This window comes from Streptomyces sp. NPDC056503 (assembly GCF_042794995.1).
Taxonomy (GTDB): domain Bacteria; phylum Actinomycetota; class Actinomycetes; order Streptomycetales; family Streptomycetaceae; genus Streptomyces.
The window spans coordinates 1-26,311 of record NZ_JBHTST010000123.1; the positions used below are offsets into that span (position 1 = coordinate 1).

Consider the following 26,311-nt stretch of genomic DNA (forward strand, 5'->3'; position numbering starts at 1 on the left):
CGTGCGGGGGCCTTCGACTGTTCCGGGTCTTGACGGAAGCGAAGCCGAAAGCGTCCCCTTAGAGTTCACATGTTGGAGAAAACGGTGGGAGTGAGAGAGTCGATGGAGACTCCGGGGTCGCAGACCTCTCTGCACAGGGCCAATCTCGAGCGGGTCGTCCGGGCTGTCCGGATGGCCGGTTCGCTGACCCAGGCGGAGATCGCCCGGGCGACGGGACTGTCCGCAGCGACCGTCTCCAACATCGTCCGGGAGCTGAAGGACGGCGGCACGGTCGAGGTGACCCCCACCTCGGCGGGCGGCCGGCGGGCCCGCAGCGTCTCGCTCTCCGGTGACGCCGGCATCGTCATCGGCGTCGACTTCGGGCACACCCACCTCAGGGTCGCGGTCGGCAACCTCGCCCACCAGGTGCTCGCCGAGGAGGCCGAGCCGCTCGACGTGGACGCCTCCGCGGCGGAGGGCTTCGACCGGGCGGAGCAGCTGGTCAACCGGCTGATCGCGGCCACCGGCATCGGCCGGGACAAGGTCATCGGCGTCGGTCTCGGCGTGCCCGGCCCCATCGACGTCGCCTCCGGGACGCTCGGCTCGACCTCGATCCTGCCGGGCTGGAGCGGGATCAACCCCGCCGAGGAGCTGTCCGCCCGCCTGGGGGTCCCCGTCCACGTCGACAACGACGCCAACCTCGGCGCGCTCGGCGAGCTGGTGTGGGGGAGCGGCCGGGGCGTCAAGGACCTGGCGTACATCAAGGTGGCGAGCGGCGTCGGCGCCGGTCTGGTGATCGACGGGCGGGTCTACCGGGGTCCGGGCGGCACGGCCGGCGAGATCGGCCACATCACCCTCGACGAGTCGGGCCCGGTCTGCCGCTGCGGCAACCGCGGCTGCCTGGAGACCTTCACCGCCGCGCGGTACGTGCTGCCGCTGCTCCAGCCGAGCCACGGGCCGGACCTCACCATGGAGCGGGTGGTACAGCTGGCGCGCGAGGGCGACCCGGGCTGCCGGCGCGTCATCGCCGACGTGGGGCGTCACATCGGCAGCGGTGTCGCCAACCTTTGCAATCTCTTGAACCCGAGCCGGGTCGTGCTCGGCGGTGATCTCGCCGAGGCGGGCGAGCTGGTGCTCGCCCCGATCCGGGACTCGGTCGGCCGGTACGCGATCCCGAGCGCCGCACGCAGGCTTTCCCTGGTCCAGGGCGCGCTGGGCGGCCGGGCCGAGGTCCTGGGCGCGCTCGCCCTGGTGCTGAGCGAGATGGGCGACTCGACGCTGCTGAACGGGGTAGAAGGGGCATTTCAGGCGGCCGTTCCGGCCTCCGTGCCCGCGTTCACTTAGAGAACGCTAACCACCGTTGTCATCTCGTTAAGTTTTCACTTCTTGACGACGGTGTTGCGGCCGAGTTGACTTCGTGACACCTCGGCCGCACCGTCGCGGCCTCGTCAGGGAGGCAACCCCACATGAACGCAATGACTCGCCGCGTCGTCATAGGCTCGGCCGCGGTCTCGATGGCCCTCGCGCTCTCCGCCTGTGGCCAGGCCGGCGGCGGCGACAGCGAGGACAAGGGCAGCTCGACCAAGATCGGCCTGCTCCTCCCGGAGAACAAGACCGCGCGGTACGAGTCGCTGGACAAGCCGCAGTTCGAGAAGGCCGTCAAGGCCGCCTGCGGCGACTGCGAGGTCGTCTACAACAACGCCGTCTCCGACGTCGTGAAGCAGAAGCAGCAGTTCGACCAGCTCATCGCCGACGGCGTGAAGGTCATCGCCCTCGACCCGGTCGACACCGCCAAGGCGGCCGGCTGGGTCAAGGAGGCGAAGGACAAGGGCGTCAAGGTCGTCGCGTACGACCGCGCGATCGAGGGCGCCGACGCCTACGTCAGCCACGACAACAACAAGGTCGGCGAGCTCCAGGGCCAGGCCCTGCTCGCCGCCCTCGGCGACAAGGCCGCCTCCGCCCAGATCGTCATGATCAACGGCGACGAGAAGGACCCGAACGCCGGTCTCTTCAAGAAGGGCGCCCACACCGCGCTCGACGGCAAGGTCGGCAAGATCGCCTACGAGGCCTCCGGCGAGTGGGACCCGAAGGTCGCGGGCGAGAAGATGGCCGCCGCCATCGCCTCCGTCGGCAAGGACAAGATCGGCGCCGTCTACTCCGCCAACGACGGCATGGCGGGCGGCATCGTCACCTCCCTGGAGAACGCCGGCATCAAGGGCATCCCCGTCGGCGGCCAGGACGCCGAGGTCGCGGGCGTCCAGCGGATCGTCGCCGGCACCCAGACCTTCACGATCTACAAGTCGCCGCTCCAGCTGGCCCCCGAGGCCGCCAAGTTCTCGGTCAACCTGCTCCAGGGCAAGGACCTCGGCGCCCAGGGCGAGACGGACGGCGTGAAGTCCACCCTCTTCGCCCCGGTGGTCGTCGACAAGACCAACATCCAGTCCACGGTGATCAAGGACGGCATCTACGCGGCCGCCGACATCTGCTCCGCGGACCTCGCCGCCAAGTGCGCCGAGCTGGGCATCAAGTAGGCCCTTGAGGGCCCGCCCCCCGGGGCGGGCCCCAGGAGCCCGGACCACCGGGCCCCGCCCCTCCTCCCTGTCGGACCGTCAGCCCCGGCAGGACGCGGAACGCGCCCGTCCCCGTGACGCGGCTCCGCCCCCAGACCCGTCCGGCCTCGGCCGACCCAGACCCCGCTGTCGGTCCGGGGCCGGACGAGCTCAGCCCCCCTCGAACTCGGCGCCTCACGGCGCGACATGCCGCCGCCCCCGTCCACGGGCGGCGAAGGAGTTGGTTCACGTGTCCCAGACGCCTGTCCTGGCGTTGCGCGGGATCTTCAAGCGATTCGGAGCGGTCCAGGTCCTCTCCGGTGTCGACCTCGAAGTCCACGCGGGCGAAGTCGTCGCCCTGGTCGGCGACAACGGCGCCGGCAAGTCCACGCTGGTCAAGACGATCGCCGGCGTCCACCCCATCGACGAGGGCGTCATCGAGTGGGAGGGCCGCCCGGTCGAGATCTCCCGCCCGCAGGACTCCCAGCACCTCGGTGTGGCCACCGTCTACCAGGACCTCGCCCTCTGCGACAACCTCGACGTCGTCGCCAACCTCTTCCTCGGCCGCGAGCTCAAGAAGGGCGGCGTCCTCGACGAGGTCGCCATGGAGAAGCGCGCCAAGGACCTCCTCTCCACCCTCTCCATCCGCATCCCCAGCGTCCGCATCCCCGTCGCCGCCCTCTCCGGCGGCCAGCGGCAGGTCGTGGCCATCGCCCGCGCCCTGGTCGGCGACCCCAAGATCGTGATCCTGGACGAGCCCACCGCCGCCCTCGGCGTCGAGCAGACCGCCCAGGTCCTCGACCTGGTCGAGCGGCTGCGCGAGCAGGGCCTCGGCGTCATCCTCATCAGCCACAACATGGCCGACGTGAAGGCCGTGGCCGACACCGTCGCCGTGCTGCGCCTCGGCCGCAACAACGGCACCTTCCCGGTCGCCACCACCACGCACGAAGAGATCATCGCCGCGATCACCGGTGCCACGGACAACGCCGTGACCCGCCGGCAGGCCCGCACCGCGGAGGTAGCCCAGTGAGCACGACCCCGAAGGCGACCGACGAGGCGCCCGTGCCCGAGCCCCGCACCTCCGAGGACGCCGCCGCCCAGACCCCGGCCGCCGCCGCGGTCCCCGCCGTCGACCCCCGCCTCCTCGTCCGCGAGCAGGGCTTCAAGGGCTACGTCGACGAGTTCAAGCGCAAGATCCGCTCCGGCGAGATCGGCTCCCTCCCGGTCGTCGTCGGCCTGATCGTCATCGGCATCGTCTTCCAGGCGCTGACCGGCAACTTCATCACCTCGTACAACCTCGACCAGATCACGCTGTACGCGGCGGGCCCCGGCATCATGGCCGTCGGCATCGTCTTCGTGCTGCTGCTCGGCGAGATCGACCTCGCCGTCGGCTCCGTCGCGGGCCTCGCGGGCTCCGTCTGGGGCGTGTTCGCCACCGACATGCCGGACTCCGTCGCGATCCTCCTCGGCATCCTCTCCGGCACCCTGCTCGGCGCCTTCCACGGCCTGGTCTTCGCCAAGATCGGCGTCCCCGCCTTCGTCGTCACCCTCGCCGGCTTCCTCGGCTGGGCCGGCCTCCAGACCTGGGTGATGGGCGAGCGGTCCACCATCCCGACCCCCATCGGCAGCTTCGTCGGCGACCTCACCAAGTACTACTTCGCCGACGTCGCGGCCGCCTACGGCCTCGCCGCCGTGGTGATCGCCGCCTTCTACCTCGCCCAGCTGCGCGACTCCGGCCGCCGCAAGGCCGCCGAGCTGCCGCACCGCCCGCACAGCGAGATCCTGCTGCGCACCGGCGTCCTCGCGGTCCTCGTCCTGGTCGCCGCGTACGGCTTCAACCAGGAGAAGGGCCTGCCCCTCTCCCTGGTGATCTTCCTGGTGATCCTGCTGGTCACCGACTTCGTCCTGCGCCGCACCACCTACGGCCGTCAGGTCTTCGCGGTCGGCGGCGGCATCGAGGCGGCCCGCCGGGCCGGCATCAACGTCGCCTGGATCCGGACCTCGGTCTTCATGATCTCCGGCACCCTGGGCGCCGTCGGCGGCCTCTTCCTGGCCTCCGCCACCGGCGGCGCCGACCGCTCCCTCGGCGGCGGCAACCAGCTCATGATGTGCATCGCCGCGGCGGTCATCGGCGGCACGTCCCTCTTCGGCGGCCGCGGCAAGGTCTGGTCGGCGCTCCTGGGCATCCTGGTGCTCCAGTCGATCGTCCAGGGCCTCAACCAGCTCAACCTGGAGTCCAACGCGATCCAGTACATGATCACCGGCGCGGTGCTCCTCATCGCGGTGATCATCGACTCCGTCTCCCGCAAGACCCAGAAGTCCGCGGGACGCGCCTGACACGCCGCCCCCGGCGGGCGCTACTGAGGCACGGGCCACAACGCCCGGCACCGGTGAACCGGTGCCGGGCACCGTCGCGTCCGGAGCAGTACATCCCCCATGAGGGTGATGCCGCTCCGCCTGGCCCGATGCCCACGATCCAAGACGGAACATTAGACTCGGCAAAATCGGCAAGCTCGACCAGCTCAGAACGCAAGGAGGCACGGGTGGCCCTGCTGACCCGTATCAGGACACCGCGCGACCTGGACCGGCTCTCCCCGGAACAGCTGGACCAGCTGGCCGCGGAGGTCCGGACCTTCCTCGTCGACGCCGTCTCCAAGACCGGTGGACACCTCGGCCCCAACCTCGGCGTGGTCGAACTGACCATCGCCCTGCACCGCGTCTTCGACTCCCCGAAGGACAAGGTCCTCTGGGACACCGGCCACCAGAGCTACGTGCACAAGCTGCTCACCGGCCGCCAGGACTTCTCGAAGCTGAAGATGAAGGGCGGCCTCTCCGGCTACCCCTCGCAGGCCGAGTCCGAGCACGACGTGATCGAGAACTCGCACGCCTCGACCGTCCTCGGCTGGGCGGACGGCCTCGCGAAGGCGAACCAGGTCCTGAGGAAGGACGACCACGTCGTCGCCGTCATCGGCGACGGGGCCCTCACCGGCGGCATGGCCTGGGAGGCGCTCAACAACATCGCCGCCGCCAAGGACCGCCCGCTCGTCATCGTCGTCAACGACAACGAGCGCTCCTACGCGCCCACCATCGGCGGCCTCGCCAACCACCTGGCCACCCTGCGCACCACGGACGGCTACGAGCGCTTCCTCGCCCGCGGCAAGGACATCCTGGAGCGCACCCCGGTCGTCGGGAAGCCGCTGTACGAGACGCTGCACGGCGCCAAGAAGGGGCTCAAGGACTTCATCGCCCCCCAGGGCATGTTCGAGGACCTGGGCCTGAAGTACGTCGGCCCCATCGACGGCCACGACATCGAGGCCCTGGAGTCCGCCCTCACCCGCGCCAAGCGCTTCGGCGGCCCGGTGATCGTCCACTGCCTCACCGAGAAGGGCCGCGGCTACCAGCCCGCCCTCCAGGACGAGGCCGACCGCTTCCACGCCGTCGGCAAGATCCACCCCGACACCGGTCTGCCCATCGCCTCCTCCGGCGCCGACTGGACCAGCGTCTTCGGCGAGGAGATGGTGGCGCTCGGCAAGGAGCGCGCGGACATCGTCGCCATCACCGCGGCCATGCTCCAGCCCGTCGGCCTCGACAAGTTCGCCAAGGCCTTCCCCGAGCGGGTCTTCGACGTCGGCATCGCCGAGCAGCACGCCGCGGTCTCGGCGGCCGGCCTCGCCACCGGCGGTCTCCACCCGGTCTTCGCGGTCTACGCGACCTTCCTCAACCGGGCCTTCGACCAGGTCCTGATGGACGTGGCCCTGCACAAGTGCGGCGTCACCTTCGTCCTCGACCGGGCCGGCGTCACCGGCACCGACGGCGCCTCCCACAACGGCATGTGGGACATGTCGATCCTCCAGGTCGTGCCCGGCCTGCGGCTCGCCGCCCCGCGCGACGCCGACCAGGTCCGCGCCCAGCTCCGCGAGGCCGTCGAGGTCACCGACGCCCCCACCGTGGTCCGCTTCTCCAAGGGCGCGGTCGGCCCCGCCGTCCCCGCCGTGGGCCGGGTCGGCGGCATGGACGTGCTCCGCGAGGCGGGCTCGGACCGGCCCGACGTCCTCCTGGTCTCGGTCGGCGCGCTCGCCCCGATGTGCCTGGAGATCGCCGACCTCCTCGACCGTCAGGGCATCTCCACCACCGTGGTCGACCCCCGCTGGGTCAAGCCGGTCGACGAGGCCCTCGCCCCGCTCGCCGCCGACCACCGGGTCGTCGTCACCGTCGAGGACAACAGCCGGGTCGGCGGTGTCGGCTCGGCCGTCGCCCAGGCCCTGCGCGACGCCGGGGTCGACGTACCGCTGCGTGACTTCGGCATTCCGCCGGTCTTCCTCGACCACGCCTCCCGCGGCGAGGTCCTGGCCGAGATCGGCCTGACCGCCCCGGACATCGCCCGCCAGGTCACCGGCCTGGTCTCGCGCCTGGACGGTCGGTACGAGACCGCCCGCCAGGCGGTGGAGCCCGCCCGCGACTGATCCCGCCTCCGGCGGGATGATCACTCCGCGTCACCGTTGGGCCGGTCGGTTCACCCTCCCGGGTGCCGACCGGCCCTTTCGCGTGCATTCTGGCTTCAGCGCGGGCAGCGTCCCCTCGACCCCCGTCCCGCGGGGGCCCGGGTCCCGACGTCAAGGACGACGCGGAGGTACGACGGTGAGCACGGATCAGCGCCCCCCACGGGCCAACTCCGGAATGTTCCGGACGAAGTCGGTCGAACAGTCCATCAGGGACACCGAGGAGCCGGAGCACGGGCTCCGGAAGTCCCTCTCCGCCTGGGACCTCACGGTCTTCGGCGTCGGCGTCATCATCGGCACCGGCATCTTCGTCCTGACCGGCAAGGTCGCCAAGGAGAACGCGGGCCCGGCCACGGCCCTCGCCTTCGTCGCGGCCGGCATCGTCTGCGCCCTGGCCGCCCTCTGCTACGCCGAGTTCGCCTCGACGGTGCCGGTGGCCGGATCGGCGTACACCTTCGCGTACGCCTCCATCGGCGAGCTGCCGGCCTGGATCATCGGCTGGGACCTGGTCCTGGAGTTCGCGCTGGGCACGGCGGTGGTGGCGGTCGGCTGGTCCGGGTACGTCCGCTCGCTGATGGACAACATCGGCTGGCACCTACCGGCCTCGCTGGAGGGCCCGGACGTGCCGGGCGGCACCTTCGACATCCTCGCCTTCCTGCTGGTCCTGGTCCTCACCGCGATCCTGGTCGTCGGCATGAAGCTGTCCGCCCGGATCACCGCCGTCGTGGTGGCGATCAAGGTCACCGTCGTCATGATCGTGATCGTCGCGGGGCTCTTCTTCATCGTCGGCGACAACTACGATCCGTTCATCCCGCCGGCCGTGACCCCGGAGGGCGGCGGCTCCAACTGGGACTCCCCGCTCGTCCAGCTCCTCTTCGGGTACGAGCCCACCAACTTCGGCGTCATGGGCATCTTCACGGCCGCCTCCATCGTCTTCTTCGCCTTCATCGGCTTCGACGTGGTCGCCACCGCCGCCGAGGAGACCAAGCTGCCGCAGCGGGACATGCCCCGGGGCATCCTCGGCTCGCTGCTCATCTGCACCGTGCTGTACGTGGCGGTCGCCCTGGTCGTCACCGGCATGCAGCACTACACCGAGCTGTCCGTGAGCGCCCCGCTCGCCGACGCCTTCAAAGCCGCCGGCCATCCCTTCTACGCGGGCGTGATCAGCTTCGGCGCCGCCGTCGGCCTCACCACGGTCTGTCTGATCCTGCTGCTCGGCCAGACCCGCGTCTTCTTCGCGATGAGCCGTGACGGGCTGCTGCCCCGCTTCTTCTCGGTCACGCACCCGCGCTTCAAGACCCCGTACCGGCCGACCGTCCTGCTCGGTGTGATCATCGCGATCGTGGCCGGCTTCACCAGCATCAACGAGCTGGCCACCCTGGTGAACATCGGCACCCTCTTCGCCTTCGTGATGGTCGCCGTCGGTGTCATCGTCCTCCGCCGCACCCGCCCCGACCTGCACCGCGCCTTCCGCACCCCGTGGGTCCCGGTGCTGCCGATCATCTCCATCGCCGCCTCGCTCTGGCTGATGCTCAACCTGCCGGGCGAGACCTGGTTCCGCTTCGCGGTCTGGATGGTGATCGGCATCGTCGTCTACTTCGCGTACGGACGCGGGCACAGCCGGCTGGGCCGGGAGGGCGAGCGGCTCCGCTCCTGAGCGGAATCCCCGGGCGCGCGGAGAGCGGCCGGGCCGGGCGGATACAGTCGGTGCGAACCGTCCCCACTCGACCCGGAGCGCTGGATCCTCCCATGGTGAACCCATCCCAGGCCCCCGCCGATCCCTCCCACGCCTCTCCGCGCGCCCCGAGAATGCTCGGAGGCTGGCTGGCCCGGGGCGCGGAGGGACGTTTCAGCGTGTACGTCCCCCGGGACGGCGAGGTCCTCCGCTGGACCGAGGGCGCCGGACACCGGTTCGACGGCCCGGACGGGCTGGGCGGCGGCGGTCTGCTGCCGTTCCTGGCGGCCGCTCAGGGCCCCGACCGCTACGTGCACCTGGTGGGCTTCCGGGCCACCGACACCGGAGCGGAGGCGGGGGAGCGCCATGTGGAGCTGGTGCACTCCGTCCAGTTCCAGACCGGCCGGCCCAACGTGGAGTGGAAGTCCATCGGCCACTCCAACGGCAAGGCCGAGTGGTACGGCAACCCCGCCCTCGCCGTGGACGGCCAGGGCCGCGCCCACGTCTTCGTCCGCAACCGCGGCGGCGGCGTCAGCGCCCGGGTCCAGAAGGACGCCGGCGGCTGGCACCCGTGGTGGGACCTGAAGGGCGGACGCACCGACCAGAACCCGGTGGCCGCGGTGAACGGCGCCGGACTGGTCGAGATGTACACCGCCACCGACCGGGGGCTGCGGCGGTACGTCCAGCTCGAACCCGGGGCCAGGCCGGTCGCCGAGGACCCGGTGGCGACCCCGGTGGTCCAGGGCACGCTCGCCGCCGTGACCGGCCCGTCCGGACACGTGACGGCCTACTTCGCGGACGGCCAGGGCCGGGTCTGCCTCTGGTCGCCGGGCCGCGGTCTGGTGCCGACGCCCGTCGCCCAGGCGGTCGGCGCCGGTCCGCTGACGGCCACCCCCTGCCTGATCGACGGGTACGAGTGCACCCTCGTCGCCCAGTGCGACCCGTCGGGCGTCACCTCGCTCGGGGCCTTCATGGCGGAGCGCGAGGACATGGGCCTGTACTGGAGCCCCTCCGGGCCGCCGGTGCTGGGCCCCCCGGCCCTGACGACCACCCTCGACGGCGGGGTGGCGCTCGCCGCCCTGACGCCCGACGGGGGCGTGGTGGTCACCCGGCAGAAGCCGGAGCAGGGCCTCGCCCTGGAGCCCTGGAGCCGTCTGTAGGAAGACCGGTGCCCCGGCCCCCTCTCGGGAGGGGACCGGGGCACCGGTGCGTCCGTGGCCGACCGGGGGTCAGCCGCCGGTCGCGGGGGACTTCTTCGCGTCGGCCGGGATCTCGGCGTCCTCGCGGACCGCCTTCCACAGCCGGGAGGCGTTGGGCTCGTAGGCGACCACGCGGTTCGGGTCGATCTTGTCGTAGGCGACCGGCAGCATGATCGTCTCCATGTTCTGCGGGTCGACGCCGTTGAGGCTGCGGCCGAAGTCGCCGAGCGCCGTGAGCGAGGCGAGCGCGGAGTCGGTGGTGAGCGCCTTGGTCGCCGAGTCGGCGATCTTGTAGGACTTGGCGGGGCTGCTCAGCAGGTCCTGGTTCTTCACCTCGGTGAGCAGCGCGGTGAGGAACTGCTGCTGGAGGGAGATGCGGCCGAGGTCGGAGCCGTCGCCGACGCCGTGGCGGGTGCGGACGAAGGCGAGGGACTGGGTGCCGTCGAGCTTCTGCGGGCCGGCTTCGAGGTGGAGGCCGCTCTGCTTGTCGTCGATCGGCTGCTTCACGTCGACCGTGACGCCGCCGAGGGTGTCGACGAGGTCCTTGAAGCCGGAGAAGTCGATCTCCATGAAGTGGTCGAGGCGGACGCCGGAGATCGACTCCACGGTCTTGGCGACGCAGGCGGAGCCGTACTGCGCGTAGATGGAGTTGAACATGACGCGCTTCGCGGAGGGGGCGGTGGTGCCGTCGCCGCGGACGCACTCGGGGCGGGTGACCAGGGTGTCGCGCGGGATGCTGACGGCGACGGCCTTGGTGCGGCCCTCGGGTATGTGCACCACGAGCGTGGTGTCGGAGCGGCCGCCGCCGACCGAGCCGCCGACCAGGTCGCCGTTGTCGCCGGCGCGCGAGTCCGAGCCCAGGACCAGCAGGTTCTGCCCGCTGGTGGGCAGCTTCTCCGGCCGGTCGTCGCCGAGCGCCTTGTCGATGTCGACGGCCTTGATGTTGCCGTCGATGCTGCTGTACATCCAGTACAGTGTGCCGCCCGCGGCCAGGAGCAGGACCAGGAGCGTCAGGAGGACGATCCGGCCGGTCCTGCGGCGCTTGCGCGGGGTGGCGGCGCCACGGCGTCCGCCGACGGCCTCGGGCGTGCGGGTGTCCTGGCTCATCGTCTGCGGTTCCTCGAATCCTGGTGAGGCATGGAAGCGTGGAGTATAGGCAGAAGATCGGACGGGTGTACGACGCGGGGTGACCATGCCGGAGGAGGCCCGTTCACATCTCAGCTGCATAACGGCTGGTCGAATAAGCCTTCTGTAAGTTGTCTCAGGCATGGCTCGGATGTGAAGATCCGGTGCGAACGGACTTGGTGTGGTTTGCATCGAGAGAACCGTTCTTCCGGACCTGCCGAGGTTCGGAGACTTCGGGGGGCCGGAGTTCAGCGTTGAGTCCGGGACTGGAACAGATCCGGGCACGCGCGTGGTTCCGGGCGCATGTCTCGCATGCGTGGGTGTGGAAATGGTGGGCTGAGCACGGTGGCGAACTCTCGCAACCCCGAGTCCAGCGCGCTCGTCTCCGCCTACCGCAACCTCGTGCCCGCGCGCGCACGCCGCCGCATCGTGGCCGGCATCCCGCAGCCCGTCCGCCAGTCGGTGGCCCGCACCCTGGCCGGCGTCGACTCCGCCCGCTCCGCCGTCGTGGCCCGCGCCATCGGCGGACGCCGCAGCGGCACGGAGACCGAGCGCGGCACGCTCAGGGTGGTCCAGGACGGCGGCCGCCACCTGCGCGCCCTGGAGGTCCCCGGCATCACCGCCTGGGCCGCCCGCGCCCGCAACCTCCACCTCCTCGTCGGCCTCCTGGAGGACGCCGGCATCGACTACTTCTGCGTCCGCGGCACCTCCCAGGGCGTGCCCGCCGTCGCGGTCCCCGCCCGGCTCCGGGAGAAGACCGAGGACCTGCTCGCGTACGCCTTCGGCCAGGAGCCCGGCTACGTCGGCACCGGCCCCGCGGACATGCGCGCCGGCGAGACCACCGCCGTCTGGCGGCGGCTGCGCTCCGCGCGGATCCTGCGGCTCTCCTGGGTCGTCTGCGACCCGAGCGGCCGGCTGGTCTTCGGCGCCGCGCACGGCTGCGACCTGGAGTTCTGGCGCGAGGAGCACGGCGAGCTGGTCGCCCCCCGCCCCAACCGGGTGGTGACCGAGGTGGCCACCGACTTCCGGACCGTCGACGCGCCGCAGACCCTCTTCAGCCCGGTCCCGCACCAGTACACGACCGGCCGGGCCCGCACCCTGCCCGAGTTCACCGCCCACCTGCCCGAGGACCACACCTTCCCGGTGGACGTCGTCTACACCTGGGTGGACGCCGACGACCCGGTCTGGCGCGACACCAAGGAGAGCACCCGCCGCCTCCTCGGCCTCGAAGCCGCCGGCGGCCCCGCCCTGCACGAGCAGGCCGCCAACGACGCCCGCTTCACCAGCCGCGACGAGCTGCGCTACTCGCTGCGCTCGATCCACCAGTACGCGCCCTGGGTGCGCAACGTCTACCTGGTGACGGCCGGCCAGGTGCCCGGCTGGCTCGACCTCGACCACCCCGGCCTGCGGGTCGTCGACCACCGGGAGATCTTCTCCGACGCGTCGGCGCTGCCCACCTTCAACTCGCACGCCATCGAGAGCCAGCTCCACCACATCCACGACCTGTCGGAGCACTTCCTCTACCTCAACGACGACGTGTTCTTCGGCCGGCCGGTCTCCCTCGGGCACTTCTTCCACGCCAACGGGCTCAGCAAGTTCTTCATGTCCAAGGCGCTCATCCCGACCGGCCGCGCCCTTCCCGACGACCTGCCGGTCAACGCGGCGGGCAAGAACAGCCGCGGCCTGATCGCCCAGCAGTTCGGCACCTTCGTCTCGCAGAAGATGAAGCACACCCCGCACGCCCTGCGCCGCTCCGTCCTCGGCGAGATCGAGCACACCTATCCGCGGGCCCACCAGACCACCCAGCACGCGCGCTTCCGCTCGCCGCAGGACGTGCCCATCGCCTCCTCGCTGCACCACTACTTCGCGTACCACTCCGCCCGCGCCACCGTCGGCGACCTGCGGTACGTCTACATCGACATCGGCGACCGGGGGGCCCAGCAGCGCCTCGACCGGCTCGTCGCGCGACGCGACTTCGACACCTTCTGCATCAACGACACCGTCGTGCCCGAGGACCCCGCCGCGCAGGAGCGGATGGTGCGGCGCTTCCTGGACGACTACTTCCCGGTGCCGAGCCCGTACGAGCGCACGGACGCCGTGGGGCTTCCCACCCGCCGACTGACCGAACGGGGACGTACCGACTGATGGGCTCGATACGAAGGCGCCTGGGCCGGCTGCGCCGGGCCGCCGGGCGCCGCGCCGCGGTGCGCCGCGCGCTGGCGCCGCTGCGCGGGCGGCTGCTGAGCGGGGTCTTCCTGCCGCTGCGGGGCAAGCGCTCCGCCCGGCTGCTGTACGCGGCGGTGCTCGACGGGCAGACCATGAACCTGCACGCCGAACTGCCCGCCTCGGCACGGTCGGCGGAGGAGGCGGTGCTGCTCCTCGGCCGCGGCAGGACGCTCCACGAGAGCCCCGCCCGGGTGCACCGGGACCGCTCGGGCCGGCTCCTCGCCGACGCCGCCGTGCTGCTCGGCGCCGAGGCCGGGGGAGTGCCGGTGCCCACCGGTACGACCCGGCTCCGGCTGCGGGTCGGCGCCGGCCGCGGCCGGCGCAGCTATCCGCTGCTGCTGGTCGAGAGCCCGCACACCTACCAGGGCACCACCCGGCCCATGACCGCCTCCCCGATCAGCGGCGACCGCTACCGGGTCGGGCGCTCGTTCGCCGGCAGCGCACGGCTGCGCAGGTCGCCGGCGGTGCCCGGGGCCGAGGTCGTGGACGTGCACATCCAGCACGCCCGGATCGACGTCAGCGTGCGGCTGGTCGGCCTGGAGGCCGGGGAGCCGTGGTGCGAGTTCGTCGCCTCCGGGCGCCGGATCCCGGTCGGCCTCACCGAGACCGGGCCCGGCGTCTGGCAGGCGGAGGTGCCGCTCGCGGAGATGTACCCGGTCTCGGACCGCCGCGAGCACTGGGACGTGCTGCTGCACACCGGTGAGCGCCGCCCCCACCGGGTGGCGCGGCTGCTGCACGACCTGAGCGATCCCCAGCGCGTGCTGGCGATGCGCGAGGTCGTCGTGGCGCCGCAGAAGGACAGCCTGATGTCGGTGGAGCCCCGGTACACCCCCGCGGGCAACCTCCGGTTCACCTGCCGTCGTGTCGACGAGACGGCCTGAGGAAGCGCACATCGTGAAAGTAACGTTTTTCCTGAATGCCGTCGATCTCCTCGGCGACCCCGAGCGGGCGGTGCTCCACCAGGCCTCCGAACTGGCCCACCGGCACGAGGTCTCCGTCCTCAGCGTCTTCAAGGCCCGCCGCCGCCGCTTCACCCCCTACGACGGCCGGGTCCCGGTCTCCTTCCTCGTCGAGGCCGCCGGACCGCAGCAGCGCGCGGTCCGCCCCGACGGCCCCGACGAGGCCCTCTCCGCCGCGCTCGCCGCCCGCCCCAGCGAACTCGTCGAGCGCCGCTTCGACGACTCCTTCAACCGGCTCTCCGACATCGAGACCGAACTCGCCCTGCGCGAGCTCGACACCGACGTGCTGGTCACCACCACGCCCGGCCTGATGGCGCTCGCCGCCCGCTTCGCCCCCGCCGACGTCCTCCTCGTCCACCTCGAACAGCGCGCCTCCCAGGTCGCCGAGGCCACCGCGAACGAGCCGCTGCTGCGCCACACGGCCGGCTTCGACGCCGTCGTGCTCCCCGGCCCCTCCTCCCTGGAGTGGTACCAGGAGACCTTCGGCGCCGCCGCCCCCCGCCTCCAGGCCGTGCCGCCCTCGCTTCCCGAGGGCTTCCGGCCCCGCTCCACCCTCCAGACCCGGATCGTCACCCTCGCCGCCCGCCTGGAGGAGAACTCCGGCGTCGGCACCGCCCTCTCCGCCTGGGCCCGGGTCGCCCCCCTCCGCCCCACCTGGACCCTGCGGATCCTCGGCGACGGCCCGCTCGGCGGCGCCCTGCGCCGCCGCCGCGACCAGCTCGGCCTGCACGGCAGCGTCCAGCTCGTCGGCGAGGCCACCCACCCCTCCGAGGAGTGGGCCAAGGCGTCCGTCGCCCTCAACACCGCCGCCACCGACGCCGTCGGCTACTCCCTCATGGAGGCCCAGTCCGCCGGCGTCCCGGTCCTCGCCCACGACAGCCCCGGCGTCGTCCGCGAGCTGATCGCCGACGGCCGCACCGGCCTCCTCGTCCCCACCGACGACACCGACCTCCTCGCCGAGCGGCTGATGCGGCTCATGGACGACGAGCCGCTGCGCCTCGGCCTCGGCGCGGAAGCGGCCGGGCACGCCGCCCGCTTCGCCCCCGCCGACGCCACCGCCCGCTGGGAGGAGCTCCTCGCCGGTCTCGCCGCCGACCGCGCCGCCGGCCGCCGGGCCCGCGACCGCGCCGCGCGAGCGGCCGCCCAGGCCCTCATCGGCGGGAACGACGGAGCCGCCCGCGCGGCCGCCCCCGCCCCCCAGGGCACCGCCCGCAACCGCGCCTTCAAGGACGCCGAGCAGCGGCTGCTCAAGCGCGACCGGACCCTCGTCCGCGACGGAGGCCAGGTCTGCCGCGTCATCGACTCCGAGTCGCCCTTCGACATCGCGCACACCAACCTGGTGCTGGCCGCCGAAGCCCTGGACGCCGCGGGAGTCCCGTACTTCCTGGTCCGCGACACCAAGATCCGGCACAGCCTCGCCGTCCACGCCGACTACCGGGGCCCGGTCCTCAAGGCCCTCGCCGACCGGTACCGGGACGGCGCCGTCTACGTGGGCCTGCTGAACGACGCCGACACCACCATGGTCACCACCCTGGCCGGCCTGGCCGGCGAGCACGTGAACACCGAGTGCTCCGGCGTCCGCGTCTACACCCCCGCCGTCTCCGCCACCGGAACCCTCCGGCTCGGCGCCACCTACGGCTGCCTCGTCTCCTTCTGGTACAACGACGAGGAGGAGCCGGAATTCTTCCTCTCGCCGCGCCGCACCCTCATCGGCCAGCGGGTGCCCCGGAACGCGATGCGCCGCCGGCCCGTCGTCCTCGGCGGCCGCCAGTACCCCACCATCGAGCCCTACACCCACGTCCTCCACCACGACGTGCCCTTCCCGGTCGACGCCGTCTACACCTGGGTGGACGGCTCCGACCTCGACTGGCTGGAGCGCAAGAACGCGGTCCTCTCCTCCCTCGGCGTCGTCACCGAGGACGCCGCCACCAGCGCCGCCCGCTTCCGCAACCGCGACGAGCTGCGCTACTCGCTGCGCTCCCTCGACCTGTACGCCCCCTGGATCCGGAACATCTACCTGGTCACCGACCGGCAGGTGCCGCCGTGGCTCGACATCTCGCACCCCCGCGTCCGGGTGGTCGACCACACCGAGATCTTCGCCGGGCAGGGCTCCCTGCCCACGTACAACTCGCACGCCATCGAGAGCCGGCTGCACCACATCGAGGGCCTCTCCGAGCACTTCCTCTACTTCAACGACGACGTGTTCGCGGCCCGCCCGATCCAGCCCTCGCTGTTCTTCCTCGGCAACGGCGCCGCCAAGCACTTCATGTCCTCCAACGCCATCCCGATGGGACCGGCCCTGGAGGGCGACGAGTTCAGCCGCATCGCCGCGAAGAACAACCGCGACCTGATCGCCGGCATGTTCGGGCAGACGCTGGTGAACTCCTTCATCCACGCCCCCCACCCGCTGCGCCGCAGCGTGATGGCGGACCTGGAGACCCACTTCCCCGAGGCGCTCGGCCGCACCGCCCACAACCAGCTGCGCAGCCCCACGGACGTCTCCGTGGCCTCCTCGCTCCACCACTACTTCGGTTACCACACGGGCCGCAGCGTGCCCGGCCGGATCTCCTCCGGCTTCGTCAACGTGGGTCTCAGCGAGCAGGTCAAGAAGCTCAACGGACTGCTCGCCTCCCGCCCCAACGACGTGTTCTGCCTCAACGACTTCCACGACGGGGACGTCTCGGAGGACGAGCAGGACGCCACGCTGGCCGCGTTCCTTCCGAGCTATTTCCCCATCGCCAGCCAGTTCGAGGCCGGTTCGCCGCGGAACCACCGTTTCCACGCCGGACAGCTGCCCGCCTGGCCCCTGTAAACCGGAAGATCGCCATGCCCAAGTTCTGCATCCTCGGCGCGTCCGTCGCCAAATCCCGCAAGACCGCCGAAGGCCCGATCGCGGGCTGGGGCCAGTACATGACCGAGTTCCTCGCCCCCGGCTGGGAGGTGAGGAACTTCGCCCGCGACGCGATGACCGCCCGCACGTACTACACGGACCGCTTCGCGGCCCTGCTCAACATGCTCGAACCCGGTGACGTCGTCGCCCTCGACTTCGGAGGCGTCGAGCAGCGCATCAACGTCCCCCTGCGCTACCACGGCAAGCGGGAGTTCAAGGAGTTCCTCAAGCTGTACGTGGAGGGCATCCGCGCCCAGGGGGCCGTCCCCGTCCTCCTCACCCCGTGCTCGCGCTGCGCCTTCGACGTGCAGGGCCAGGTCTCCGACACCCGCGACGGCTACCCCGAGGTGACCCGGGAGGCCGCCGCCGAGACCGGCGCCGTCTTCGTCGACATGAACGCCTACACCGGCCGGCTCCTCCAGGAGCTCGGCCCCGCCCGGGCCAAGCAGTACTACCGCTGGATCGACGCCGGCGAGCACCCGCTCCACCCGGACGGCATGATCGACTCCACCCACTTCAACCACGCCGGCGCCCGTGAGGTCGCCCGGATCCTCGCCTCCGCCCTGGCGGCCAGCCCGGACATCCCGGTCGGCACCGTCGACCCGGCGACCCTCGTCCCCGGCGAGTACCCGCCGCCCGCCCCCGAGTTCACCGTGGTGAGCCCGGAGAGCGCGCTCTTCGCCGGCGACCGGGTCGGCACCGCCCCGGTGTTCACCTCCCCGGCGCCCGGCCGCTCGGTCAGCGGACTCCAGAAGTTCGCCGGCACCGCCGGCCCCGACACCGGCTACCTGCTCTTCTTCTCCCAGGGCGGTTACATCGGCGGCACCGCCGTCAACGAGCAGGGCCGCTTCCTGTGGCGCCGCACCATGGTCTGGCCGGCCGGCGAGCACACCGTGCAGGCCGTCGGCATCGCCCGCACGGGCGGAGTCACCCCGATCGCCTCGCTGAACTTCGAGGTCCGCGACCACGTCGTCCCGCCGGTGGTCGACTCGCCGAAGAGCGGTGCCTGGGTCAACCCGCGCCCCCGCTTCCGCGGCACCGCCGCCCCCGGCGTCACCAAGGTGATGGCCCTGGAGGGCGAGCGGCTGATCGGAGAGGCCGTCGTCGCCGACGACGGCACCTGGAGCATGCGCCACCCGCACAGCTGGCGGCCCGGCACCTACCGGGTCGAGTTCGTGTCGATCTTCAGCGCGCTGCACTCGACGGCCACTCCGGTCGACATCCGGGTCCTCGGAGTCCCGCAGGACAGCTTCCTGCGCACCTCCACCGAGGCCCGTGAGCGCTGCGGCGAGAAGTGCGACCACTACCCCTTCGACGGGCACTGGTAGTCCCCGGACGCGGGAACGCCGAAGGGGCCGGTGGCTGCTGCCACCGGCCCCTTCGCCGTTACGCGCTACCGCTTACGCCGGGACGCTCGCCACGCCCTGGGCGAGGAAACGCTTGCCGTTGACGCGCTCGGAGACGCCCTCGCGGTCCAGGTACGGCGTGATGCCGCCCAGGTGGAAGGGCCAGCCGGCGCCGGTGATCAGGCAGAGGTCGATGTCCTGCGCCTCGGCGACGACACCCTCCTCCAGCATGAGGCCGATCTCCTGCGCCACCGCGTCGAGGACGCGGTCGCGGACCTGCTGCTCGGTGAGGACGGTGTCGCCCTGCTTGAGCAGCGCGGCGACCTCGGGGTCGAGCTCCGGCTTGAAGCCGTTCTCCGGCTTGTAGACGTAGAAGCCGCGCTTGCCGGCCTCGACGACGGCCTTCAGGTTGGGGGAGACGGTGAAGCGCTCCGGGAAGGCGCGGTTCAGGGTCTCGGAGACGTGCAGGCCGATGGCCGGGCCCACGAGCTCCAGGAGGACCAGCGGCGACATCGGCAGGCCGAGGGGCTCGATCGCCTTCTCGGCGGTCTCGACCGACGTGCCCTCGTCGATGACGTTCTGGATCTCGCCCATGAAGCGGGTCAGGATGCGGTTCACGACGAACGCCGGGGCGTCCTTGGTGAGGACCGCGGTCTTCTTCAGCTTCTTGGCGACACCGAACGCGGTGGCCAGCGAGGCGTCGTCCGTCTGCTCGCCGCGGACGATCTCCAGGAGCGGGAGGATCGCGACCGGGTTGAAGAAGTGGAAGCCGACCACGCGCTCCGGGTGCCGGAGCTTGGAGGCCATCTCCGACACCGAGAGCGAGGAGGTGTTGGTGGCGAGGATCGCGTGCGCCGGGGCGACCGCCTCGACCTCCGCGAACACCTTCTGCTTGACGGACATCTCCTCGAACACGGCCTCGATGATGAAGTCCGCGTCCGCGAAGCCCTCGGCCTTGTCGAGGACACCGGAGACCAGGCCCTTGAGACGGTTGGCCTTGTCCTGGTTGATGCGGCCCTTGCCGAGCAGCTTCTCGATCTCGCCGTGGACGTAGCCCACGCCCTTGTCGACGCGCTCCTGGTCGATGTCGGTCAGGACGACCGGCACCTCCAGGCGGCGCAGGAAGAGCAGGGCGAGCTGGGAGGCCATCAGACCGGCGCCGACGACGCCGACCTTGGTGATCGGGCGGGCCAGCGACTTGTCCGGGGCGCCGGCGGGGCGCTTGCCGCGCTTCTGCACCAGGTTGAAGGCGTAGATGCCGGAGCGGAGCTCGCCGCCCATGATCAGGTCCGCGAGGGCCTGGTCCTCGGCGTCGAAGCCCTTCTGCAGGTCGCCGTCCTTGGCGGCCTCGATGATGTCGAGGGCGCGGTAGGCGGCCGGCGCGGCGCCGTGCACCTTGGAGTCGGCGATCGCGCGGCCCTTGGCGACGGCGGCGTCCCAGCCCTCGCCCCGGTCGATCTCCGGGCGCTCGACGGTCACGGTGCCGTTGAGGACGCCCGCGGTCCAGATGAGCGACTGCTCCAGGAAGTCGGCGCCCTCGAAGAGCGCGTCGGCGATGCCGAGCTCGAAGACCTGCTTGCCCTTGAGCTGGCGGTTCTGGTTGAGCGAGTTCTCGATGACGACCTGGACGGCCTTCTCGGCGCCGATCAGGTTCGGGAGGATCGCGCAGCCGCCCCAGCCGGGCACCAGGCCGAGGAAGACCTCGGGGAGCGAGAAGGCCGGGAGGGCCTTCGACACGGTGCGGTAGGTGCAGTGCAGACCGACCTCGACGCCGCCGCCCATGGCCGCGCCGTTGTAGTACGCGAAGGTCGGCACGGCGAGCGCGGAGAGACGCTTGAAGACGTCGTGGCCGCCCTTGCCGATGGCGAGCGCCTCGTCGTGCTTCTTCAGCAGCTCGACGCCCTTGAGGTCGGCGCCGACCGCGAAGATGAACGGCTTGCCGGTGATGCCGGCGGCGACGATCTCACCGTTGGCGGCCTCGGCCTCGACCTGGTCGAGCGCGGTGTTCAGGTTGGCCAGCGACTGCGGGCCGAAGGTGGTCGGCTTGGTGTGGTCGAAGCCGTTGTCCAGCGTGATCAGCGCGAAACGACCGGCCCCGAAGGGCAGCTCGAAGTGGCGCACGTGGGCCGAGGTGACGACCTCGTCCGGGAAGAGCTCGGCGGCGCCCTTCAGAAGCTCGGCGGTGGTGCTCACTTGCCCTCCCAGTGGGGGTTCTCCCAGATGACCGTCGCGCCCATGCCGAAGCCGACGCACATGGTGGTGAGGCCGTAACGGACCTCGGGCTGCTCCTCGAACTGGCGGGCCAGCTGCGTCATCAGACGGACGCCGGAGGAGGCGAGCGGGTGGCCGTAGGCGATGGCGCCGCCGTACTGGTTCACGCGCGCGTCGTCGTCGGCGATGCCGTAGTGGTCGAGGAGGGCGAGGACCTGGACGGCGAACGCCTCGTTGATCTCGAACAGGTTGATGTCGTCGATCGTCAGGCCGGCCTTGGCCAGGGCCTTCTCGGTCGCCGGGATCGGGCCGTAGCCCATGACCTCCGGCTCGACGCCGGCGAAGGCGTACGAGACGAGACGCATCTTGACCGGGAGGTCGTTCTCCCGGGCGAAGTCCTCGGAGGCGAGGATCGAGGCGGTGGCGCCGTCGTTGAGACCGGCCGCGTTGCCCGCGGTGACGTTGCCGTGGACGCGGAACGGCGTCTTCAGGTTCGCCAGGGACTCCAGGGTGGTGCCCGGGCGCATCGGCTCGTCGGCGGTGACCAGGCCCCAGCCGGTCTCGCCGGTGGAGGCGTCGGTGCGGCGGACCGAGATCGGCACCAGGTCCTGCTGGATCTTGCCGTCGGCGTACGCCTTGGCGGCCTTCTCCTGCGAGCGCACGGCGTACTCGTCGGCGCGCTGCTTGGTGATGTGCGGGTAGCGGTCGTGCAGGTTCTCGGCGGTCATGCCCATGAAGAGGGCGGACTCGTCGACCAGCTTCTCGCTGACGAAGCGCGGGTTCGGGTCGACGCCCTCGCCCATGGGGTGACGGCCCATGTGCTCGACACCGCCGGCGATGACGGCGTCGTAGGCGCCGAAGGCGATGGAGCCGGCGAGGCTCGTCACGGCCGTGAGTGCACCGGCGCACATGCGGTCGATCGAGTAGCCGGGCACGGACTGCGGCAGACCGGCCAGGATGCCGGCCGTGCGGCCGAGGGTGAGGCCCTGGTCGCCGATCTGGGTGGTCGCGGCGATCGCGACCTCGTCGATCTTCGCCGGGTCGAGGGCCGGGTTGCGGCGCAGCAGCTCCCGGATGGCCTTCACGACGAGGTCGTCGGCGCGGGTCTCGTGGTAGATGCCCTTCGGGCCCGCCTTGCCGAACGGGGTGCGGACGCCGTCGACGAAGACGACGTCCCTGACGGTACGAGGCACGATGGCTCTCCTCCAGGTGCGGGACGGCACTGCTGCGGCGCACACCACTAAGCGTGCGCTTGCTTCCCCCATGCTACTTGCGGGTAACCAAGCTGCCCACCCCCTGGGGGCCAAGCGGTGAAGGTCACACCCGCGGACAGCCCGAAGCCCCCGGCGCCGCAGGGGCGCCGAGGGCTTCTCGTCCGGGTGCGGGGCACGGACTCAGGCCTTCGCGGCCAGGGCCTCCACCAGGAGAGGGGCGACCAGGCCGACCTGCCAGCTGCGGGCGCCGTGGGTGGCGAGGGCGTCGGCGACGGAGTCACGGTCCGCGCGGGCGGGCGGCTCCCAGCAGATGCGGCGGACGGTGTCCGGGGTGATCAGGTTCTCCTGGGGCAGGTGCAGCTCCTCGGCGAGGGCCGTGACACCGGCGCGGGCGGCGGAGAGGCGCGCGGCCGCCACCGGGTCCTTGTCCGCCCAGGCGCGCGGCGGGGGAGGACCGGCCGGCTGCTGGCCCGGCTGGGGGAGCTCGCTCTCGGGGAGGGCGCGGGCCCGGTCGACGGCGGCCTGCCACTGCTCCAGCTGGCGCCGGCCCATGCGGTGGCCGAAACCGGGCAGGGCGGTCAGCGCGGCCACGTTCACCGGGACGGCGAGCGCCGCCTCGACGATCGCCGCGTCGCTCAGCACCTTCCCGGGGGAGACGTCACGCCGCTGGGCGACCCGGTCGCGGGCCGTCCACAGCTCCCGTACCACCGCCATCTGGCGGCGGCGGCGCACCTTGTGCATGCCGGAGGTGCGGCGCCAGGGGTCCTTGCGCGGCGGGGCCGGCGGGGCGGCGGCGATGGAGTCGAACTCCTCGTGGGCCCACTCCAGCTTCCCCTGCCGGTCCAGCTCCTCCTCCAGCGCGTCGCGCAGGTCGACCAGGAGCTCGACGTCGAGGGCCGCGTAGCGCAGCCAGGGATCGGGGAGCGGGCGGGTCGACCAGTCGACCGCCGAATGGCCCTTCTCCAGGGCGTAGCCGAGGACGGACTCGACCATCGCGCCCAGGCCCACGCGCGGGAAGCCCGCGAGCCGGCCGGCCAGCTCGGTGTCGAAGAGCGAGGAGGGGCGCATGCCTATGTCCCGCAGGCAGGGCAGGTCCTGGGTGGCGGCGTGCAGGATCCACTCGGTGCCGCCGAGGGCCTCGCCGAGACCGGAGAGGTCGGGGCAGCCGACGGGGTCGATCAGCGCGGTGCCCGCGCCCTCGCGGCGGAGCTGGACGAGATAGGCGCGCTGGCCGTACCGGTAGCCGGAGGCGCGCTCGGCGTCGACGGCGACCGGCCCGCGGCCGGCGGCGAAGGCGGCGATCACCTCGGCGAGGGCCTCGTCGCTCGCGACGACCGGCGGGATGCCCTCCCGGGGCTCCAGCAACGGGATCGGAAGCCCATTCGCAGGGACGTTGTCGTCCGGGGGGCCGCCCCCGGTGGTGCGCAGTGCGGTGTCTGCGGCGGTCTCTTGGGCGTCGGTCACCTGTCAAGGGTATCCGCCGACGGCAAGCGCCTGCCGACGGAACGTTCCGTCGGCAGGCGTCGCGTTTCCGTCAGGGCCGGGTCAGTGGATGATCCCGGTCCGCAGTGCCACGGCGACCATCCCGGCCCGGTCGCCGGTGCCCAGCTTGCGGGCGATCCGGGCGAGGTGGCTCTTCACGGTGAGTGCCGAGAGCCCCATGGAGACGCCGATGGCCTTGTTGGACTGGCCCTCCGCGACCAGCCTGAGCACCTCGACCTCGCGGCCGGAGAGCTCGCGGTAGCCGCCCGGGTGGCTCGGGGCACCCGGGGGGCGGCGGTGGCCGAGCCGTGCGGCCGCGGCGCCGATGGGCGCGGCGCCGGGGCGCGTCGGGTGGCCGATATTGGTCCGTGTGCCGGTGACGACGTAGCCCTTCACGCCGCCGGCGAGCGCGTTGCGCACCGCGCCGATGTCGTCGGCGGCCGAGAGGGCGAGGCCGTTGGGCCAGCCGGCGGCGCGGGTCTCGGACAGCAGGGTGAGGCCGCTGCCGTCGGGAAGGTGGACGTCGGCCACGCAGATGTCGCGCGGGTTGCCGACGCGGGGACGGGCCTCCGCGATGGACGACGCCTCGATCACGTCCCGTACGCCGAGCGCCCACAGGTGGCGGGTGACGGTGGAGCGGACGCGCGGGTCGGCCACGACGACCATGGCGGTCGGCTTGTTCGGGCGGTAGGCGACCAGGCTAGCGGGCTGCTCGAGCAGAACGGACACTCGGCCTCCTGGGGGAAGGGGCGGGACGGAGCCGGCTCGGGGAAGAAGCCGGGGGCGAACCCGTGCTCTGAAGGGGTCATTGACTCCTTCGGCAGCAGGGCCGCCCGCCTTTAGGGAAAGATCACGATTTAGTGAGTAACAATTAGGGCAATTCGGACATGCGATCGATCATCCTACGAGCGGCCCCCGCTCCCTCACCCCCACGAGGGACCCCCGTACGAACGCGAGAAGGGGCCCCGAAGGGCCCCGCCCCGGCCCGCCGGGCCCGGGCCGCGCGACACCCGTCCGGACGGCCTCAGGCCCCCTGGGGTCCGCGCCGCTGGGGCAGCGAGACGACCCCCGCGCCCGAGACCGTTCCCCCCGGACCCGTCGCCCCCGGGGGATCCGCGGGGCCCGGGGGGTCGGCCGGGGCCGGCGGAAGGCCCGCGATCTGGCAGAGCAGATCGGACCAGGCCGCCAGGTGCGCCGCCGTGTCCGGCACCCCGCCGAGCCCCTCCCGGGGCGTCCAGGACGCCCGGATCTCGATCTGGGTGGCCGGCCGCCGCTCCGCGAGCCCCCCGAAGTAGTGGGAGCCGGCCATCGTCACCGTCCCGCTCGCCTCCCCGTACGCCAGCCCGCGCGCGTCCAGCGCGCCGGTCAGCCAGGACCAGCACACCTCCGGCAGCAGCGGGTCCGCCGCCATCTCCGGCTCCAGCTCCGCCCGCACCAGCGTCACCAGCCGGAAGGTGCCCTTCCAGGCCTCGTGGCCCGCCGGGTCGTGCAGCAGCACGAGCCGCCCGTCCGCGAGGTCCTCCTCGCCGTCGACGACCGCCGCCTCCACCGCGTACGCGTACGGCGCGAGCCGCTGCGGGGGCCGGGTCGGCTCGACCTCCATCTCGGGCCGCAGCCGTGCCGTCCGCAGGGCGTCCACCGCCCTCCGGAACACCGGCGGCACCGGAGTCCCCGCCGTACTCTCCGCCTTGTCGCCCGTCCCTCGAATGCCGTCGGAATGATCGGAAAAATGTCCCTGAGCCGCAGCCATGCGGGGAAGAGTAGGCGGAACGGGGCCGCCATGCGGGGAGGGACACCCGCCCGGCACGAGCGGCTTCCGGCCACATGCGAAGATTTGGGCGTGAGCGCCATGAACAGCCCGACGGGCCAGCAGACGAAGCAGCAGTCGCGGACGTACGACTCCGCGTTCCTCAAGGCGTGCCGGCGCGAGCCCGTGCCCCACACCCCCGTCTGGTTCATGCGGCAGGCCGGGCGCTCCCTCCCCGAGTACCTGAAGGTCCGCGAGGGCATCCCCATGCTGGAGTCCTGCATGCGGCCCGAGCTGGTCAAGGAGATCACGCTCCAGCCCGTCCGCCGCCACGGGGTCGACGCCGCGATCTACTTCAGCGACATCGTCGTCCCGCTCAAGGCCATCGGCGTCGACCTCGACATCAAGCCCGGTGTGGGCCCCGTCGTCGCCGACCCGATCCGCACCCGGGCCGACCTCGACCGGCTGCGCGACCTCACCCCCGACGACGTGCACTACGTCACCGAGGCCATCGGCATGCTCACCGAGGAGCTCGGCGACACCCCGCTGATCGGCTTCGCCGGCGCGCCCTTCACCCTCGCGAGCTACCTCGTCGAGGGCGGCCCGTCGCGCAACCACGAGCACACCAAGGCGCTCATGTACGGCGACCCGCAGCTCTGGGCCGACCTCCTCGACCGCCTCGCCGAGATCACCTCCGCCTTCCTCAAGGTGCAGATCGAGGCCGGCGCCTCCGCGGTCCAGCTCTTCGACTCCTGGGTCGGCGCCCTCGCCCCCGCCGACTACCGCCGCTCGATCCTCCCGGCCTCCGCCAAGGTCTTCGACGCGGTCGCCGGCTACGGCGTCCCGCGCATCCACTTCGGCGTCGGCACCGGCGAGCTCCTCGGCCTCATGGGCGAGGCCGGCGCGGACGTCGTCGGCGTCGACTGGCGCGTCCCGCTCGACGAGGCCGCCCGCCGCGTCGGCCCCGGCAAGGCCCTCCAGGGCAACCTCGACCCCGCCGTCCTCTTCGCCTCCACCGAGGTCGTCGAGGCGAAGGCCGACGAGGTCCTCGCCGCCGCGAAGGACCTGGAGGGGCACGTCTTCAACCTGGGCCACGGCGTCATGCCGTCCATGGACCCGGACGCGCTGAGCCGTCTCGTCGAGTACGTGCACACGCGCACCGCCCGCTGAGCGGTGCCCACGCGCCGCCGCGCGCCGCCGGGGTTCCGGC

The 26,311-nt window shown here is 72.1% G+C and carries 18 protein-coding genes; 12 read left to right on the forward strand and 6 right to left on the reverse strand.

From position 1 onward, the window contains the following. Positions 1 to 102: 102 nt before the first annotated feature. From ACFQ8C_RS28875 to ACFQ8C_RS28905, 7 genes are all read left to right on the forward strand, one after another. Positions 103 to 1,323, forward strand: a complete 1,221-nt coding sequence (locus ACFQ8C_RS28875) for an ROK family protein (protein ID WP_383462829.1) — start codon at positions 103 to 105, stop codon at positions 1,321 to 1,323. A 122-nt stretch (positions 1,324 to 1,445) separates the two neighbouring features. Further along, positions 1,446 to 2,510 (forward strand): sugar ABC transporter substrate-binding protein, encoded by a 1,065-nt coding sequence (locus ACFQ8C_RS28880; protein WP_383462831.1) that lies wholly within the window; start codon positions 1,446 to 1,448, stop codon positions 2,508 to 2,510. A gap of 268 nt (positions 2,511 to 2,778) precedes the next feature. Next, a complete protein-coding gene (locus ACFQ8C_RS28885) occupies positions 2,779 to 3,558 on the forward strand; it encodes an ATP-binding cassette domain-containing protein (protein ID WP_031005377.1) in 780 nt (259 codons plus the stop codon). 32 nt (positions 3,559 to 3,590) lie between these two features. Next, positions 3,591 to 4,865, forward strand: coding sequence for a sugar ABC transporter permease (locus tag ACFQ8C_RS28890; protein ID WP_383462871.1), 1,275 nt, complete (start codon positions 3,591 to 3,593; stop codon positions 4,863 to 4,865). A 206-nt stretch (positions 4,866 to 5,071) separates the two neighbouring features. Further along, the gene (gene dxs / locus ACFQ8C_RS28895; protein ID WP_383462835.1) at positions 5,072 to 6,991 is read left to right on the forward strand and encodes a 1-deoxy-D-xylulose-5-phosphate synthase; all 1,920 of its coding nucleotides are present in this window, start codon (positions 5,072 to 5,074) and stop codon (positions 6,989 to 6,991) included. A gap of 214 nt (positions 6,992 to 7,205) precedes the next feature. After that, positions 7,206 to 8,684, forward strand: a complete 1,479-nt coding sequence (locus tag ACFQ8C_RS28900; RefSeq protein WP_383462874.1) for an amino acid permease — start codon at positions 7,206 to 7,208, stop codon at positions 8,682 to 8,684. 92 nt (positions 8,685 to 8,776) lie between these two features. Then, positions 8,777 to 9,862: a hypothetical protein gene (locus ACFQ8C_RS28905; protein WP_383462838.1), complete on the forward strand. Its 1,086-nt coding sequence runs from the start codon at positions 8,777 to 8,779 to the stop codon at positions 9,860 to 9,862. A 69-nt stretch (positions 9,863 to 9,931) separates the two neighbouring features. Here the strand turns inward: ACFQ8C_RS28905 and ACFQ8C_RS28910 are convergent, their stop codons facing one another. Next, positions 9,932 to 11,008, reverse strand: a complete 1,077-nt coding sequence (locus ACFQ8C_RS28910; protein WP_383462841.1) for an LCP family protein — start codon at positions 11,006 to 11,008, stop codon at positions 9,932 to 9,934. A 363-nt stretch (positions 11,009 to 11,371) separates the two neighbouring features. Between ACFQ8C_RS28910 and ACFQ8C_RS28915 the strand changes: the two genes are divergently transcribed. From ACFQ8C_RS28915 to ACFQ8C_RS28930, 4 genes are read left to right on the forward strand one after another with little or no spacing between them, the layout of a single operon-like run. Then, a complete protein-coding gene (locus ACFQ8C_RS28915) occupies positions 11,372 to 13,171 on the forward strand; it encodes a stealth family protein (RefSeq protein ID WP_383462844.1) in 1,800 nt (599 codons plus the stop codon). Continuing rightward, positions 13,171 to 14,133, forward strand: coding sequence for a hypothetical protein (locus ACFQ8C_RS28920; protein ID WP_383462847.1), 963 nt, complete (start codon positions 13,171 to 13,173; stop codon positions 14,131 to 14,133). Before ACFQ8C_RS28915 ends, ACFQ8C_RS28920 begins: the two co-directional genes overlap by 1 nt. Before the next feature lie 13 nt (positions 14,134 to 14,146). Beyond that, positions 14,147 to 17,023 carry a stealth conserved region 3 domain-containing protein gene (locus tag ACFQ8C_RS28925; RefSeq protein WP_383462850.1) on the forward strand — a complete coding sequence of 959 codons (2,877 nt, stop codon included), beginning with the start codon at positions 14,147 to 14,149 and terminating at the stop codon, positions 17,021 to 17,023. 14 nt (positions 17,024 to 17,037) lie between these two features. Beyond that, complete coding sequence (locus ACFQ8C_RS28930; protein ID WP_383462853.1) at positions 17,038 to 18,429, forward strand: hypothetical protein; 1,392 nt, start codon at positions 17,038 to 17,040, stop codon at positions 18,427 to 18,429. Between the two features lie 72 nt (positions 18,430 to 18,501). Here the strand turns inward: ACFQ8C_RS28930 and ACFQ8C_RS28935 are convergent, their stop codons facing one another. The 5 genes from ACFQ8C_RS28935 to ACFQ8C_RS28955 all read right to left on the reverse strand — a co-directional run bounded on the left by ACFQ8C_RS28935 (position 18,502) and on the right by ACFQ8C_RS28955 (position 25,104). Continuing rightward, positions 18,502 to 20,640 carry a 3-hydroxyacyl-CoA dehydrogenase NAD-binding domain-containing protein gene (locus ACFQ8C_RS28935; RefSeq protein WP_383462856.1) on the reverse strand — a complete coding sequence of 713 codons (2,139 nt, stop codon included), beginning with the start codon at positions 20,638 to 20,640 and terminating at the stop codon, positions 18,502 to 18,504. Further along, a complete protein-coding gene (locus tag ACFQ8C_RS28940; RefSeq protein ID WP_383462859.1) occupies positions 20,637 to 21,851 on the reverse strand; it encodes a thiolase family protein in 1,215 nt (404 codons plus the stop codon). The genes ACFQ8C_RS28935 and ACFQ8C_RS28940 overlap by 4 nt, the downstream gene beginning before the upstream one ends. Before the next feature lie 201 nt (positions 21,852 to 22,052). Further along, positions 22,053 to 23,336 (reverse strand): HRDC domain-containing protein, encoded by a 1,284-nt coding sequence (locus tag ACFQ8C_RS28945; RefSeq protein WP_383462862.1) that lies wholly within the window; start codon positions 23,334 to 23,336, stop codon positions 22,053 to 22,055. An 81-nt stretch (positions 23,337 to 23,417) separates the two neighbouring features. Further along, on the reverse strand, positions 23,418 to 24,083 hold the full coding sequence (locus tag ACFQ8C_RS28950; RefSeq protein ID WP_015037008.1) for a response regulator transcription factor: 666 nt from the start codon (positions 24,081 to 24,083) through the stop codon (positions 23,418 to 23,420). Positions 24,084 to 24,378: 295 nt separating this feature from the next. Beyond that, positions 24,379 to 25,104 (reverse strand): DUF3000 domain-containing protein, encoded by a 726-nt coding sequence (locus ACFQ8C_RS28955; RefSeq protein ID WP_383462865.1) that lies wholly within the window; start codon positions 25,102 to 25,104, stop codon positions 24,379 to 24,381. Between the two features lie 90 nt (positions 25,105 to 25,194). On the opposite strand from ACFQ8C_RS28955, the gene hemE reads away from it, so the two are divergent. After that, positions 25,195 to 26,271, forward strand: coding sequence for a uroporphyrinogen decarboxylase (gene hemE / locus ACFQ8C_RS28960; RefSeq protein ID WP_383462868.1), 1,077 nt, complete (start codon positions 25,195 to 25,197; stop codon positions 26,269 to 26,271). Positions 26,272 to 26,311: the final 40 nt, after the last annotated feature.